The organism is Methylophaga sp. F-2 (assembly GCF_056859315.1).
Genome location: NZ_JBSXOF010000021.1, coordinates 26977 through 41917 on the forward strand (window position 1 = coordinate 26977; position 14941 = coordinate 41917).

General features: G+C 44.3%; 13 protein-coding genes. 7 read left to right on the forward strand and 6 right to left on the reverse strand.

The window, feature by feature from the left end; all coding sequences use genetic code 11:
• Nucleotides 1-76 precede the first annotated feature (76 nt).
• Complete coding sequence (locus AC13DA_RS14760; RefSeq protein WP_284452222.1) at nt 77-1891, forward strand: GGDEF domain-containing protein; 1815 nt, start codon at nt 77-79, stop codon at nt 1889-1891.
• Nucleotides 1892-1896: 5 nt separating this feature from the next.
• On the opposite strand, the gene AC13DA_RS14765 is transcribed toward AC13DA_RS14760, so the two are convergent.
• A complete protein-coding gene (locus AC13DA_RS14765; RefSeq protein ID WP_284452221.1) occupies nt 1897-2331 on the reverse strand; it encodes an arsenate reductase ArsC in 435 nt (144 codons plus the stop codon).
• Between the two features lie 164 nt (nt 2332-2495).
• Here AC13DA_RS14765 and AC13DA_RS14770 point away from each other — a divergent pair, with 164 nt between their 5' ends.
• Complete coding sequence (locus AC13DA_RS14770) at nt 2496-3170, forward strand: TIGR04211 family SH3 domain-containing protein (RefSeq protein ID WP_284452220.1); 675 nt, start codon at nt 2496-2498, stop codon at nt 3168-3170.
• Between the two features lie 73 nt (nt 3171-3243).
• Here the strand turns inward: AC13DA_RS14770 and AC13DA_RS14775 are convergent, their stop codons facing one another.
• The gene (locus tag AC13DA_RS14775; RefSeq protein ID WP_284452219.1) at nt 3244-3762 is read right to left on the reverse strand and encodes a HugZ family pyridoxamine 5'-phosphate oxidase; all 519 of its coding nucleotides are present in this window, start codon (nt 3760-3762) and stop codon (nt 3244-3246) included.
• Between the two features lie 9 nt (nt 3763-3771).
• The gene (gene hutX, locus AC13DA_RS14780; protein ID WP_284452218.1) at nt 3772-4152 is read right to left on the reverse strand and encodes a heme utilization cystosolic carrier protein HutX; all 381 of its coding nucleotides are present in this window, start codon (nt 4150-4152) and stop codon (nt 3772-3774) included.
• Between the two features lie 233 nt (nt 4153-4385).
• Between hutX and AC13DA_RS14785 the strand changes: the two genes are divergently transcribed.
• Nucleotides 4386-6170 carry an ABC transporter ATP-binding protein gene (locus AC13DA_RS14785; RefSeq protein WP_284452217.1) on the forward strand — a complete coding sequence of 595 codons (1785 nt, stop codon included), beginning with the start codon at nt 4386-4388 and terminating at the stop codon, nt 6168-6170.
• A gap of 34 nt (nt 6171-6204) precedes the next feature.
• Here AC13DA_RS14785 and ilvD read toward each other — a convergent pair whose 3' ends face one another.
• Nucleotides 6205-8058, reverse strand: a complete 1854-nt coding sequence (gene ilvD / locus AC13DA_RS14790; protein ID WP_273178404.1) for a dihydroxy-acid dehydratase — start codon at nt 8056-8058, stop codon at nt 6205-6207.
• A gap of 119 nt (nt 8059-8177) precedes the next feature.
• Here ilvD and argA point away from each other — a divergent pair, with 119 nt between their 5' ends.
• Nucleotides 8178-9479, forward strand: coding sequence for an amino-acid N-acetyltransferase (gene argA, locus AC13DA_RS14795; RefSeq protein WP_284451584.1), 1302 nt, complete (start codon nt 8178-8180; stop codon nt 9477-9479).
• On the opposite strand, the gene AC13DA_RS14800 is transcribed toward argA, so the two are convergent.
• The gene (locus AC13DA_RS14800; RefSeq protein WP_083821400.1) at nt 9476-9985 is read right to left on the reverse strand and encodes an RNA pyrophosphohydrolase; all 510 of its coding nucleotides are present in this window, start codon (nt 9983-9985) and stop codon (nt 9476-9478) included. The genes argA and AC13DA_RS14800 overlap by 4 nt on opposite strands.
• A 148-nt stretch (nt 9986-10133) precedes the next feature.
• Between AC13DA_RS14800 and AC13DA_RS14805 the strand changes: the two genes are divergently transcribed.
• From AC13DA_RS14805 to AC13DA_RS14815, 3 genes are all read left to right on the forward strand, one after another.
• On the forward strand, nt 10134-10787 hold the full coding sequence (locus AC13DA_RS14805; protein WP_273178406.1) for a histidinol-phosphatase: 654 nt from the start codon (nt 10134-10136) through the stop codon (nt 10785-10787).
• A 49-nt stretch (nt 10788-10836) separates the two neighbouring features.
• Nucleotides 10837-12279, forward strand: a complete 1443-nt coding sequence (gatB, locus tag AC13DA_RS14810) for an Asp-tRNA(Asn)/Glu-tRNA(Gln) amidotransferase subunit GatB (protein WP_284451583.1) — start codon at nt 10837-10839, stop codon at nt 12277-12279.
• Between the two features lie 210 nt (nt 12280-12489).
• The gene (locus AC13DA_RS14815) at nt 12490-13632 is read left to right on the forward strand and encodes an FIST signal transduction protein (RefSeq protein ID WP_284451582.1); all 1143 of its coding nucleotides are present in this window, start codon (nt 12490-12492) and stop codon (nt 13630-13632) included.
• 5 nt (nt 13633-13637) lie between these two features.
• On the opposite strand, the gene gshA is transcribed toward AC13DA_RS14815, so the two are convergent.
• On the reverse strand, nt 13638-14912 hold the full coding sequence (gene gshA / locus AC13DA_RS14820; protein ID WP_284451581.1) for a glutamate--cysteine ligase: 1275 nt from the start codon (nt 14910-14912) through the stop codon (nt 13638-13640).
• Between the last annotated feature and the right edge of the window lie 29 nt (nt 14913-14941).

The following is a 14941-nucleotide window of genomic DNA, read 5'->3' on the forward strand; positions in this document are numbered from 1 at the left end:
GAAAGCACTGATAAAAGCCTCACCCCAGGGTGGGGCTTTTTTCTGATTAGGAGATAATAGCGAAAGAGAGAAGACGATGACTCAAGAAGAACTGCACCACTACCATTCATTACAGGAAATTCTCAGTCAAGGACGTCTGACAGCGCTGTTTCAACCTATTATCTCGCTACACAACCAACAGATTTTTGGTTATGAGGCACTTATCAGGGGCCCGTCTGATGGTCCATTGCATTCACCTCTAACCTTGTTTGATACAGCCCTTAAACATGATTGTCTGGCTGAACTGGATTTACTTTGCCGAGAAACGGCCATCAAACGCTATGGCCAACTCGGTCTCAAAGAAAAACTTTTCATCAATACGACCCCGGTCGCCATTTTAAATAGTGATTACCCACACGGCTTAACGCTGCAATATGTTGAAGAAGCCGGGCTATCAGCACAGCAAGTCATTATTGAATTAACAGAACAATATCCAATTGATGATTATGAGTTAATGCGAGCAGCCACCGAACACTATCGTGATATGGGCTTTTCTATTGCCATAGATGATTTGGGCGCGGGCTATTCTGGCTTACGCACCTGGTCTGAACTCAAGCCTGATTTTGTCAAACTGGACCGCCACTTTATGCAGAATATTCATGAAGATCGGCAAAAGCGCCAATTTGTGCAGTCCATGATTGATATTGCTCAAAGTATCGGCTGCCAGGTGATTGGTGAAGGCATTGAAGTTCGTCAGGAATATATCACCGCACAAAGTCTGGATATGCGCTTTGTACAAGGCTATTACTTTGGCCGCCCTAATCGCAATCCACAGAAAGAACTCGATAACAGTCTGTTTGCCCAACGCAAAGAAACAACGATACAACGAACAGGTCGTCCAAGAGCGAATACCCTTGTTAGCAGCTTGCTGACAGATTTAGATCCGGTCAGACATAACGATACCATTGAGCACATTTCTGATCGTTTTCAGAAAGCGTTAAAACTGAATGCGTTGCCGGTTGTTGATGATAATAATCGTGTCGTGGGTATCATGTGGCGCGATGATTTTATGACACTTTACGCCAGCCGTTTTGGTCGTGAACTGTACGGAAGAAAACCCATAAAAGACTTTATGGATAAAAATCCCATCGTCGTTGAAACTGAGCTGCCATTGAAAAAACTTAGTTATCAAATCACCAGCCAGGAAGCACATCACCAGCACAGTGCGTTCGTCATTACTGAGCAAGGTCGTTATCGCGGTGTAGGTAGTTTAATGGACTTGCTACGTCAGATTACCGATATGCAAATCACCATGGCTCGCCATGCCAACCCGCTGAGTGGTCTACCAGGAAATGTGCCATTAAGTGAGCATACCCGTGAGATTATCGAGCAAAATCGGGATGTCACTGTCTGCTATTTTGACTTGGATAACTTCAAACCCTACAACGACATTTATGGTTACGGTAAAGGCGATAAGGTGATTAGCCTCACAGCTAAAACGTTAACTGAACATGTCGACCAGGAAATCGACTTTGTCGGGCATGTGGGTGGCGATGATTTTATCATCTTGTTTGAAAGTAAAGACTGGCGACAGCGTTGCCAAAAGATTCTGGAAGCATTTGAGGCACTTTACCCACAGCTATACAATTTGCGTCATCTGCAACAAGCAGGCATCAATGCGGTTGATCGCCATGGCAATGAAACCTTTTATTCACTGCTTAGCTTATCTATAGGTGCTGTGCGCATTTTAGACTTTCCGAATATCCAGGCAGAGATTGATCTGACCGAATACGCCAGTAAGGCAAAATCAATGGCTAAACGAATAGCTGGAAACAGCCTCTATCAGCTAGAAGCGACAGAAAAAAATATGATTAATCAGAAACCGAAGATACGCTTGGTCACGGAGAAATAAACGGCTTAAACTGCCGCTTCGTAAGCAACCTGTTCGAGTACAAACTCGACACGCTGACGAACTTTCTCACGTGTTTCGCGGAAGATGGCCATCACTTCCTCTTCACTACCCCGCAGCTTGGCCGGATCAGGCAAAGGCAGATGCACCTTAACTGTATGCGGGCTGAGTAGAGGGCACTGCTCTTCAGCGTTATCACATAGTGTGACTAACAAATCTGCCCATTCCAGCATTTCACCATTCACACGAATTGATTCCTGCTGAGAAATATCAATGCCGACTTCAGACATAATTTTGATGGCACGTTGGTTTTGTCCATGTGCTTCAATACCAGCCGATTTAATTTCAATTTCTTCGCTGGCCAAAGCTCTTGCCCAACCCTCAGCCATTTGTGAACGACACGAATTGCCAGTACACAAAAACATGACTCTAATCTTTTCCATTTCTAACCCTTTCTTTATAGCAGGCCGACCTTAACAAACCAATATGACAACGCCGTTACGGCAACATAACATTCTGATTTATTGTTAATTCCTAATTCAGACTTGAAGCGAACAGCATCGCTTCTGTTAAAATGCCTGTTTATCAAAGAATAAAGACGTCCATTGTGAAAAAACTGATCGCACACATCCTCATCTCAGCGGCACTGTTGACTCCCGTCCTTGCTCAAGCTCAAACCACACGTTATGTATCTGATAAGCTCGAAATCACCATGCGGAATGGTCAAGGCGTGAAGTTCAATATCCGTAAAATGCTCGAGTCTGGTACACGACTCGAAGTACTGGAAACGGATCCAGCAGGTTATTCAAAAGTCAGAACGACAGATGGCGTTGAAGGCTGGGTGTTAACCCGTTATCTGACCAACACACCGAGTGCTCGTGACCAACTTGAAGCCAGTCAAAAGCGTGTGGCCAATTTAGAACTTGAAATCGCTAAATACAAAGAAGAAATTTCATCACTCAGTAATCAAAACTCCGACGTTGATACACAAAACATGTCGTTGAAAGAAAAGTCACAACGTTTGAGCAAAGAACTGGACGACCTCCGTCGTACCGCATCAAATGCTGTGGCTTTAGATAATGAAAACCGACAGCTAAAAGAAAAGCTGCAAGAAATTGATCATGAGAACCAGTCATTAGTTATCGAAAACAATGCCTTAAAAGATAACAGTACCCGAAGCTGGTTCCTTATTGGCGCCGCTGTTTTATTTGCAGGTATCTTGTTAGGCATCATCCTACCGCGACTAAAAGTTCGTAAAAAGGATAGCTGGGGCAGCCTCTGATAACAGTTTATTATCTCGTCAATAAAAAAAGGACGCATCGAGCGTCCTTTTTTTGCTTCATATAACCAGTCAATTAAGCACGCTTTTTGTGTCCATCTCTCAGATGAGACAAGCCTTCTCCAGCTAAAGAGCCACCATCAATCTGATACGCCTTACCAAAGCCTTTCACATAACGGCCACCGATAGGGTTTAGTTTGAATAACTTAAAGTCACTCAATTGACTTAAGTTTTGTATGCGATCGCCATGACGATCGGTTAAACACTGAATACCGACATCCCAGTCAGCAGAGTCAATTGGCAATAGTTCTGTGGTCACATTGTACTGAACACGAAGACGAGCAAATAACTCCGCAGCAGAGTCTTCATCCTCAATAATTAATACTGAAGCTCTGGGGTGATGCTGCAAGTTTTTAGCGTGAACCGCGATTTCACTGATTAATACATATAAACAATCTTCTCCCACCGCAAATGGTGCATAGGAAGCATAAGGTTCGTTTTCTTCAGTTAATGATGACAGCAGCAAGCTTTTACGACTATTTACCATCGCCATAATTTCCTGGCTGATTTGAGCTTCTAAGCCTTTATTGTTCATAATTCATTCTCACTGATAGTGTTGTTGCATAGCCAAAAAACGTTGCTTTTGTTCCGCTAACAACTCACCTTTTTCATCCCTGCCCAGAAAGACCTTAAAGATCACCTCATCATCCGCATTTTCAAAAACGAAGGCATAGCTTTCGCGTCCTCTATGCGGTTTATCCTGAAAGCGAATCTGCTTCACTTGTTTAAGGTTTAAATGACCGTGCAAACCGGGCACAGGCCCACTTAAATTATAAAAACCTTCAGCGACTTTGCCCTTGGGAAACGGACCTTTGAATTCAAACACACTGCCAGCATGAATGATAATCGTCACCATCGTACCCCAGTCGGACAGCGTTTCTAGTAATTCTTGAGCCTGCTCTCCCGGCATGCTTATATCAGACATATCCACTCCTCAAAATCCTATCGTACACCTAGCAAGGCATATTCACCCAGTATGCATGAGCCAAACACGAATACTGCTTATTAGCTTGTTTATCACTAAATCAGGGTAAAATAATCTTCTATATGCCATACCCACGGAAAAATTGGCACTCATAATGGTCACACCATTGAGGTTTGATTTTCTCAATGACTGACACCAACCTTAAAGTAACGTTCTAATTTTAATGATTATCTATGATTGATAAAAACAGCTATGAGCTGAGTAGCATCCTTAAACAAGCCCTTTTGTATAAAAAGCATCTAGTTAAAGCCAATATCATTGCTTTACTGGCGACACTCTGTGCCGTGCCAGTCCCCTTATTGTTGCCGCTGATGGTCGATGAAGTGTTGCTCAAGCAACCCGGCTCAACTGTCGCATTTATTCAACAATTTACCCCGGATAACTGGCATGGTCCGGTACTGTATATTCTAGCGGTGTTGTTATTCACTTTAGTATTGCGTGTGGCGTCGGTTATTTTAAACGTCGCTCAATCACGTTATTTCACGCTTATTGCCAAACGAATTACGTTCCGCATTCGACAAAAACTCATTAAACGACTGGGCAGAATTGCCATAAGTGAATATGAAACGCGCGGTAGCGCCGGTATCGCATCACATTTTGTAACCGATATTGAAGTGATTGATAACTTTATTGGTAACACCATCAGTCGGTTTATTGTGGCAACACTGAGTATTATCGGCACCGCAGTCATATTGCTGTTTTTGCACTGGCAACTGGCCTTACTGATTTTGTTTATGAATCCATTAGTGATTTATTTCACTATGGTGGTCGGTAAACATGTCAAAGAGCTTAAAAAGAAAGAAAATGCCGCCTTTGAAATTTTCCAACAGAGCCTGACTGAAACACTGGATGGTATTCAGCAAATACGTACCGCTAACCGTGAAAAACATTATCTGCTGCGTGTTATCGATAATGCTCGGCAAGTCAGAAATCATGCTTCTGAGTTTGCCTGGAAAAGTGATGCGGCAAACCGTTTTTCCTTTGTGATATTTCTGTTTGGCTTTGATGTGTTTAGAACTGTCAGCATGTTTATGGTGGTTTTCTCTAATTTAAGTATTGGTGAGATGTTCGCGGTATTTGGTTATCTGTGGTTTATGATGGGGCCAGTGCAGGAAATACTGAATATTCAGTATTCCTTTTACTCAGCCAGTGCTGCAGTCTCTCGCCTTAATAGTTTATTCAGTATGCATGAAGAAGTTCGTTACAAAACAGAGATTAATCCTTTTGTGAATGGGCAACCGAGTAGCATTCGCATTGAAAACTTACACTTTAAATACGGGGATAATAATAAAGTCCTCAGTGGCGTGTCGCTGAATATCAACGCCGGTGAAAAGGTCGCCTTAGTCGGCGCCAGCGGTGCAGGGAAATCAACACTGGTGAATGTCTTACTGGGTTTATATCCCGCTGATGAAGGCATGGTATTTTTTAATGATGTGCCTGTCAGTAAGATCGGTTTAGATACCGTTCGGGAGCACGTCTCGACTGTACTGCAAAGCCCCGCTTTATTTAATGATACCGTTCGTCAAAATATAACCATGGGCCGTGTTTATAAAGATGAAGCTATCTGGGAAGCCATTCGAATTGCTCAGATAGAAACGGTGATTCAGGATCTCCCTCAGCAACTAGATACCATCATAGGTCGTGATGGCGTGAAGTTATCCGGTGGTCAACGTCAGCGTCTGGCGATTGCCCGCATGGCATTAGTGAACCCCAGCGTTGTCGTGCTCGATGAAGCCACATCGGCTTTAGATAGTGAGACCGAATACCAGTTACATAATGCCTTAGAAAACTATCTGCAAAATCGTACTACCATCATTATTGCTCACCGCCTGAGTGCCGTAAAACAGGCCGATCGGATTATTGTGTTTGATGGTGGCGAAATTATTGCTGAAGGCAGCCATGATTCACTAATTAATCAGGATGGTTTGTACCAAAAGCTTTACGCACAACAGATATAAAAAAAGCCCGGTCGAACCGGGCTTTTTTTATTTTCTAGCGACGCTTGAGTTGTTCCACATCCCGAACAGCGCCTTTCGCCGCCGAAGTCGTTAATGCTGCATAGGCTTGCAGCGCTAAACTCACTTCACGTTCACGGCCAACAGGTTTCCAGGCATCATCGCCTTTTGCTTCCATGGCTGCACGACGATGAGCCAATTCTTCGTCACTTAATTCAACATTGATCTTACGATTAGGAATATCAATATGAATGATATCGCCTTCTTCAACTAAGCCAATATTACCGCCTTCCGCTGCTTCAGGTGAGGCGTGACCAATAGACAAACCCGATGTACCACCAGAGAAGCGACCATCGGTTAACAAAGCACAGGCTTTACCCAAGCCTTTTGACTTCAGATAACTGGTTGGGTACAACATTTCCTGCATGCCTGGCCCACCTTTCGGACCTTCATAACGGATAAGGACAACATCACCTTCTTTGATATCTCCCCTTAAGATAGCCGCTACAGACTCGTCTTGAGATTCAAAAATACGGGCTGGGCCGGAAAAGGTCAGGATAGATTCATCCACACCTGCCGTTTTCACAATACAGCCATCTTCAGCCAAGTTGCCATATAACACCGCAAGGCCACCGTCCTGACTGTAAGCATGTTCAATATCACGAATACAGCCATTTTCACGATCTAAATCCAGCTCGGGCCAACGACAATTCTGACTAAAGGCTTGTTGAGTTGGAATACCTGCGGGACCAGCAAGATAGCGTGTCAATGCAGGCTCATATTGGCTACGTTTTACATCCCATTGTTTTAAGCCTTCACCCATGGTTTTGCTGTGAACGGTGGGTATATCAGTATGTAACAAACCACCAGCGGCTAATTCACCAAGAATTGAAATGACACCACCAGCACGATGTACATCTTCCATATGGTATTTATTAGTAGCGGGTGCGACTTTACATAAATTCGGGATTTTACGAGACATGCGGTCAATATCTGCCATGGTGAAATCGACTTTCGCTTCATTCGCCGCAGCTAATAAATGCAGTACGGTATTGGTCGAACCACCCATCGCGATATCCAGAGCAATGGCATTTTCAAACGCGGCTTTAGTTGCAATCGAACGTGGCAGTACGTCAACTTCGTCATTTTCATAATAACGTTTTGCTAAATCGACAATACGACGACCTGCTTCCAGAAACAGTTCTTCCCGATCTGCATGGGTCGCTAATAAAGAGCCATTCCCAGGTAAAGACAACCCTAAGGCTTCTGTCAGACAGTTCATTGAGTTTGCCGTGAACATACCTGAACATGAACCACATGTCGGACAGGCGCTACGCTCAACCTGCTCAACATCAGCATCACTGACATGCTCATCCGCCGCTTGAACCATGGCATCAACCAGATCCAGTTTGACGTCTTTGCCGGCCAATTTTGTTTTACCGGCTTCCATCGGGCCACCTGAAACAAAAATAACCGGAATATTCAGCCTCATGGCGGCCATTAACATCCCAGGTGTGATTTTGTCGCAATTTGAAATACAGACAATCGCATCCGCACAGTGCGCGTTAACCATATACTCAACAGAGTCAGCGATAATGTCGCGCGATGGCAAACTGTACAACATGCCACCATGCCCCATGGCGATACCGTCATCAACGGCAATGGTATTAAATTCTTTCGCAACACCGCCCGCTTTTTCAATTTCGCGCGCAACCAGTTGACCCAGATCTTTTAAGTGAACATGTCCTGGAACAAATTGCGTAAACGAGTTAGCCACGGCGATGATAGGCTTGTTGAAATCATCATCTTTCATTCCTGTAGCCCGCCACAAGGCGCGTGCACCAGCCATATTTCTGCCGGCAGTAGATGTTCTTGAACGATATTGAGGCATGCGAAATCTCTCCAAAATCTGTTTTGCTCCATGTAATCCTTAGATCACACGGTAATAATCTGATAAATTTTACACGACACTTGGCAAGCGTGCTGAGTCTGAGATAAAAAAGAACATTAATGAACGACACTGTAAAGCCTGTTACGCCACAAAACTTAGCCACAACAACAAGCTGGTTTCGTACTGCCGCGCCTTATATTCATAGTCATCGTGGCGCTACATTTGTCATTGCTTTTGATGGCGAAACTATCGATAGCCAAGAGTTTGAACCGTTACTGCATGATATCTCTATTCTTAATAGTTTAGGAATCAAACTTGTACTGGTATACGGTGCCAGACCGCAAATTGAAGCAAGTTGCATTCAACAGAATGTTCCTGTCCGTTATCACAGTGGTTTGCGAGTCACTGATGATGTCAGTCTCGTTATCGCCAAAGCAGCAATTGGTAAACTTCGCCTCGACATTGAATCGAAATTATCTTTTGGTTTACCTCATACTCCGATGGCCGATGCTCGCATTCGCTGCATCAGTGGCAATTTAGTTATCGCCAGACCGGCAGGCATTATTGATGGTGTCGATCTTGGTCATACTGGTGAAGTTCGTCGCATTGATAGCGAAGGTATTAACCAGCAGTTAGCAGCAGGAAATATCGTATTACTCCCCCCGCTAGGTTACTCGTTAACCGGTGAAAGCTTTAATGTGTCAGCAGAATCTGTCGCGACCGAAGTTGCGACAGCACTACGCGCTGACAAACTCATTTTTATTGGTCACAGTAACCAGGCCATGCCTCGTGAACTGACAGTTGATGAAGCACAAAAAACGTTGTCTTCTCATCCCTCATTACCCGCCGCGGTCAAGGCATGTAAAGCCGGTGTGACTCGGGTTCATATTCTGGACAGAGCCATCAATGGCGTATTGTTACAAGAACTATTTAGTCGTGATGGTGCCGGCACCCTGGTCACCGCGACCTCGTTTGAAACCACAAGACAAGCGGTGATCGATGACGTCGGCGGAATATTAGAATTACTCCAGCCATTGGAAGAAAAAGGCATTGTTGTAAAACGGTCCAGAGAATTGCTCGAACGTGAAATTGATCATTTCACCGTGATGGAACGTGATGGCAGTGTGGTCGCTTGTGCTGCGCTCTACCCTTACCCTGAAAATGATATGGCTGAGCTCGCTTGCCTTGCGGTTTCCAATCACTATCAAAGCCATGGTCGGGGTAAACAATTATTAGCGGTATTGGAGCAATCCGCTCAGGCGCAAGGCATCAATCATCTCTGTGTGCTCACCACACAAACAGCGCATTGGTTTTTGGAACAAGGTTTCAAGCCTGCAGATATTGCAGACCTCCCCGTAGCCAAGCAAGCGCTGTATAACTACCACCGTAATTCACGGGTGTTTAGAAAGCAGCTGGCTTAGCGATTCTTTTTATTACTTAGCTTGCGACGGTACTCGGGGAATAACAATGGCGCAAATTCGTGTAATGCTTTTTCATAAACGCGACGTTTAAAAAACACAATCTCATCAACAGGGGTCCAGTAATCGACCCAACGCCAGTCATCAAACTCCGGCTTTTCATGCAGGTTGAGTTTGACGTCTTCTTCCTTGCCGGTGAAGCGCATTAAAAACCAGCGCTGCTTCTGGCCAATGCAAAGCGGCTTATTACCGTATCGCAGGTAACGTTTCGGCAACCTGTAACGCAACCACCCGCGAGTGGAAGCAATTAACTCAACATGTTCTGGCAGTAAACCCACCTCTTCCGTAAGTTCACGATAAGCCGCTTGCTCAGGAGTTTCATGGGATTTAATCCCCCCCTGAGGAAACTGCCACGAATCATGTTGCGCACGTTGCGCCCACAACACCTGATTCTCTTCGTTGCAGAGTATTATCCCTACATTAGGCCTGAAGCCATCTTTATCAATCACGACTTAAGTCTCTGGCTGGCTGAGCGCAATCGCCCCCAGCGGTTTATTCTCAATTAGTGATTAGATTATTAAAAGCACTGTCAGTATGCAATGCATTTTGACATACAATAGTCGTATTTTTGATTAAAACGGGGACTTTTCCTGCATCATGGCGTTAGCAATTTTTGATTTAGACAATACTTTATTGGCTGGTGATAGCGACTATTTATGGGGCCGATACCTGTGTGAAAATAACATTGTAGATGAGGCGGCATACAGAACTGCTAATGATCATTTCTATCAGCAATACGTCAACGGTACCTTGGATATCTACGAATTTCTGGAATTTGTATTTACTCCTTATGCCAATCACTCTATGCAGGAATTAGAATCTTGGCGCGCGGCTTATCTGGAAGAAAAAATTAAGCCGATTATATTGCCGGCGGGTATTGAGCTCATCGAAAAACATCGTGCTCAGGGTGATACCTTATTAATTATTACCGCCACCAATAGCTTTCTGACTCAACCTATTGCCGAACTGTTGGGTATTGAACACCTGATTGGAACCGAACCTGAAATGATCAATGGTGCATTTACCGGCAAAGTCTCCGGCACCCCGTCATTCCAGCATGGCAAAATCGAACGTTTGAAAATGTGGTTAAACCACCGGGATGAAGATATGGAAAACAGTATTTTTTACAGTGACTCCCATAATGATATTCCGTTATTAGAATTAGTGGATACTGCCGTGGCTGTTGATCCGGATGACAAGCTTGCGGCTGTCGCCAAGGAAAAAGGCTGGAAAATTCTCAGTTTGCGTTAATAATTGTTACAATTCATCGTTTTTTATCATTCATAATCAGGCCGTCAATATGGAATGGGAAGTTGTTATTGGGTTAGAAATTCATACCCAACTCGCCACCAAATCTAAAATTTTCTCTGGTGCTGCCACCGCATACGGTGCGGAACCCAACACACAAGCATGTGCTGTTGATTTAGGTTTACCGGGCGTATTACCTGTACTCAACGCCGAAGCCGTCAGAATGGCGATTAAATTTGGCCTCGCCGTTGATGCTGAAATCTCTGATCGCTCAGTCTTTGCGCGTAAAAACTACTTCTACCCTGATTTACCTAAAGGCTATCAAATCAGCCAATATGAGCTACCCGTGGTTGGTAAAGGCCATATCAATATTGAGCTGGAAGATGGCACAGAAAAGGTCATTGGCATCACTCGTGCTCACCTGGAAGAAGATGCCGGTAAATCGCTGCATGAAGACTTTGATGGCGAAACCGGTATTGATTTAAACCGTGCCGGCACGCCTTTATTAGAGATTGTTTCTGAACCCGATATGCGTAGTGCAAAAGAAGCCGTTGCCTACATGAAAAAAATTCACTCTCTGGTTCGCTATCTCGAGATCTGTGATGGCAATATGCAGGAAGGCTCCTTCCGCTGTGATGCTAACGTTTCTGTTCGCCCCAAAGGCCAGGAAAAATTTGGTACCCGAGCTGAACTGAAAAACATCAACTCTTTCCGTAATGTCGAACGCGCTATCAATTATGAAATCGAACGTCAGATTGATGTTCTGGAGTCCGGCGGTGAAGTGATTCAGGAAACCCGTCTGTATGATGCAGACAAAAATGAAACCCGTGCTATGCGTAGCAAAGAAGAAGCGAATGATTACCGCTACTTCCCCGATCCGGACTTGCTACCGCTTATTATCGATGAAGTGACCATCAACGAGATTAAAGCGACATTACCGGAGCTACCGAATGAAAAACGTGATCGTTTTGTTAATGAGTTAGGTTTATCTCTATATGATGCTTCAGTACTGACAAGCAGCCGTGAACTCGCTACTTACTTTGAGTCATTGCTGGCAGCCACAGGTGGTAAGGATCCGAAACAATGTGCTAACTGGGTCATCGGTGATGTCTCGGGGGCCTTAAACAAGGCTAATCTGGATATCTCAGAATCCCCTGTCAGCGCAGAACAACTTGCCAGCGTATTAAACCGAATCACTGACAACACCATCTCAGGCAAGATTGCTAAAACAGTGTTTGAAGCATTATGGGCAGGTGAAGGCAAAGATGCTGATGAAATCATTGAAAGCAAAGGCCTGAAACAAGTGACAGACACCGGTGCCATTGAAGCGATGGTGGATGAGGTTCTGGCAAATAACCCCGATCAAGTTCAACAATACCGCGATGGCAAGGAACAGCTCATTGGCTTCTTTGTAGGTCAAATTATGAAAGCATCAAAAGGTAAGGCCAATCCGGCCCAGGTCAATGAATTACTGCAGAAAAAACTTAACGGGTAATCAATATCCTGACCTAAGCGAAACCGAAAAAGCCGCATTTATGCGGCTTTTTTATTTTCAATTTTACGTTCTCATTGTGAGGCAGCTCACAAATTCCTGTTCGCCTGATTCCCCTTAACCACTAAACGTTGTAGTATCACTTGATGGATTTGTTACGCTTTTTTGACAACGGCGCTAAAAGCCAATGATGGAGCAAAGGTTCACCAACCAATGAAGTTTGTACAGGAGCACCTCCCCGCCAAGACGGGTTTGAATAAATTACCGTCGGCCTCTCCCTTACCTGAAGCCAATTGGGTTCTCGTTTTCGGTTCTGTGAGCCGCTTCAATGATAAAGGTTTCACAAAAACCTTAAAAAAACGTTATCCAAAGGCAGAAATTATTGGCTGCACCACTTCCGGCGAGATTACTGGTGATGGCGTTTATGACGACAGTATCCATATCACGGCCATGCAATGGGAGCGAAGCACCTTAAGGTTTATTAGCAAGCCCGTTAATAGCATGGAACAGTCTCATGCGCTGGGTGCACAAATCGCTGCTGAATTAAAAATGGACGATCTGAAAGGCGTCTTTGTGCTCAGTGATGGTTTAAATGTCAATGGTTCAGAGTTAGTAGAAGGGCTTCAGGAAATTTTACCAAACGTTCCTATCACAGGGGGATTAGCAGGTGACTCTGCGGCATTTAAACAGACCCTGTTAATCAATAATGACAAAATTCAGGATCGTGTAGTGATTGCTGTTGGTATTTACGGTGAGGATGCCATCGTCACCAGTGGAGCCTTAGGTGGCTGGCAGCCGTACGGCCCCCCCAGACAAATTACGCGTTCAAACAAAAATGTGGTGTATGAGCTGGATAATAAACCGGCTTTACCTCTTTATAAAATGTATATCGGTTATTACGCTAATCAATTACCGGCTTCCGGGCTGAATTTCCCATTTGCCATCATGGATGAGAAGAATGTTAATGTCATCAGAACATTGCTCGCCATTAATGAAAAAGAAAACAGCCTGACCTTCGCCGGTAATATTAAAGAAGGTTCAACAGTACGTTTTCTTAAATCAGACCATGATCGTTTGGTTTTAGGTGCCAGTGAAGCTGCCAGACAGATTCTGCAAAAAGACGTGAATATCAATGACAAAGCACTAGCGATTTGTGTGAGCTGTGTCGGTCGTAAACTGGTGATGGAATCACAAGTCTCAGATGAAGTCTTTGCTGTTCAGAGGCTACTGGGTATGCAGACAGGTATTACCGGGTTTTATTCCAACGGTGAAATCTGTTCTGGGGAAGATGACAGTCATAGCCTGTTACATAACCAAACAATGACTATCGCCTATTTAAGCGAGCACAACGCCTGATTTAATCAGGCGATTTCTCTTGCTGCTGCTAATAATGCCAGTCTGGCAATCACACCATAGGCATAAAAACGATTAGGTTCAGCATCGGGCAGATCGCTCTGATCCGGTGTACTACAAGATTGAGCAAAGGCTAATGGCTCAAAATGCATGCCAGGCGCATTTAAATTCTCATTCACACCACGTCCGGTGTGCACTCGATAAAATCCACCAATGACATAGTGATCCATCATATAGATAACGGGTTCAGCCACCGCTTTCTCTGTCCCCAAAGTTTCAAAGGTATAGACCCCTTCCTGCACCAGCACATTATCAACTACTAAGCCTTCTTTTGCCGATGACATTTTATTTCGCTGTTTACGATTAAGGTTCTCAATTTCCTCAGCACTTTTGACCGTCATGATTCCCATACCATACGTACCAGAGTCCGCTTTCACTACCACAAAGGGTTCTCTGTCGATATCGTATTCAGCGTACTTGGCACGAATAGAGGCCAATAAATTATTTACATTTCTGGCCAGACATTCTATTCCCGATTTTTCTTTGAAGTTTACCTCTCCGCATTGCAGTGTGAGTGGTGAAACCAACCAGGGATCGATACCGATCTGTTCTGCAAATTCTTTTGCCACACCGTTATATTGGGTGAAATGATCAGATTTTTTTCTGGTAGACCACCCCGCACGTAATGGTGGGATAACTTCTTGCTCAAGGTTTTCCAGAATTTCAGGGCGTCCCGCTGATAAATCATTATTCAATAAGACAAGGCAAGGTGAGAAGTCACCGACAGCAACACGATTACCATTTCTAACCAACGGCTCCAGAGTAATTTTTTTACCTGATGGCAAATCAATACTCATAGGTTCTTTAATATCTTCTAACAAACTCCCAATACGCGCTTCCATCCCGGCTTTCTGAAAAATATCACGCAATGTCTCCAGGCTTTCTAAATAAAATAGATTCCGGGTGTGATTTTCAGCCACAATTAACACACGCTTTGCAGTAGGACAGGCACGTTCAACCGCCGCCTGAGCCGCATGAATACATAAAGGTATGAATGACGGATTGAGATTATTAAAGCCTGCGGGGAAAAGATTCGTATCTACCGGAGCCAGTTTGAAACCTGCGTTGCGTAAGTCAACAGAAGCATAAAAAGGCGCAGGTGTCTTCAACCACTGTTGCCTTAACCATGTTTCGACTTGCGTCTGCTTTTCTAACAATATTGCCTCAAGTTTAAGAAGAGGGCCATTGAGTGCTGTAGTTAAATGTGGGACACCTGAAGTCATGGTTGGCTCGCTTGTGATTTTAAAGTGTA

Bases quoted from the DNA above. Each gene is read 5' to 3' on its own strand.
- AC13DA_RS14815 (WP_284451582.1), top strand. From the start codon at position 12,490: ATGAAGTTTGTACAGGAGCACCTCCCCGCCAAGACGGGTTTGAATAAA.
- AC13DA_RS14785 (WP_284452217.1), top strand. From the start codon at position 4,386: ATGATTGATAAAAACAGCTATGAGCTGAGTAGCATCCTTAAACAAGCC.
- AC13DA_RS14760 (WP_284452222.1), top strand. From the start codon at position 77: ATGACTCAAGAAGAACTGCACCACTACCATTCATTACAGGAAATTCTC.
- gshA (WP_284451581.1), bottom strand. From the start codon at position 14,912: ATGACTTCAGGTGTCCCACATTTAACTACAGCACTCAATGGCCCTCTT.
- AC13DA_RS14765 (WP_284452221.1), bottom strand. From the start codon at position 2,331: ATGGAAAAGATTAGAGTCATGTTTTTGTGTACTGGCAATTCGTGTCGT.
- ilvD (WP_273178404.1), bottom strand. From the start codon at position 8,058: ATGCCTCAATATCGTTCAAGAACATCTACTGCCGGCAGAAATATGGCT.
- AC13DA_RS14805 (WP_273178406.1), top strand. From the start codon at position 10,134: ATGGCGTTAGCAATTTTTGATTTAGACAATACTTTATTGGCTGGTGAT.
- AC13DA_RS14775 (WP_284452219.1), bottom strand. From the start codon at position 3,762: ATGAACAATAAAGGCTTAGAAGCTCAAATCAGCCAGGAAATTATGGCG.
- gatB (WP_284451583.1), top strand. From the start codon at position 10,837: ATGGAATGGGAAGTTGTTATTGGGTTAGAAATTCATACCCAACTCGCC.
- hutX (WP_284452218.1), bottom strand. From the start codon at position 4,152: ATGTCTGATATAAGCATGCCGGGAGAGCAGGCTCAAGAATTACTAGAA.
- argA (WP_284451584.1), top strand. From the start codon at position 8,178: ATGAACGACACTGTAAAGCCTGTTACGCCACAAAACTTAGCCACAACA.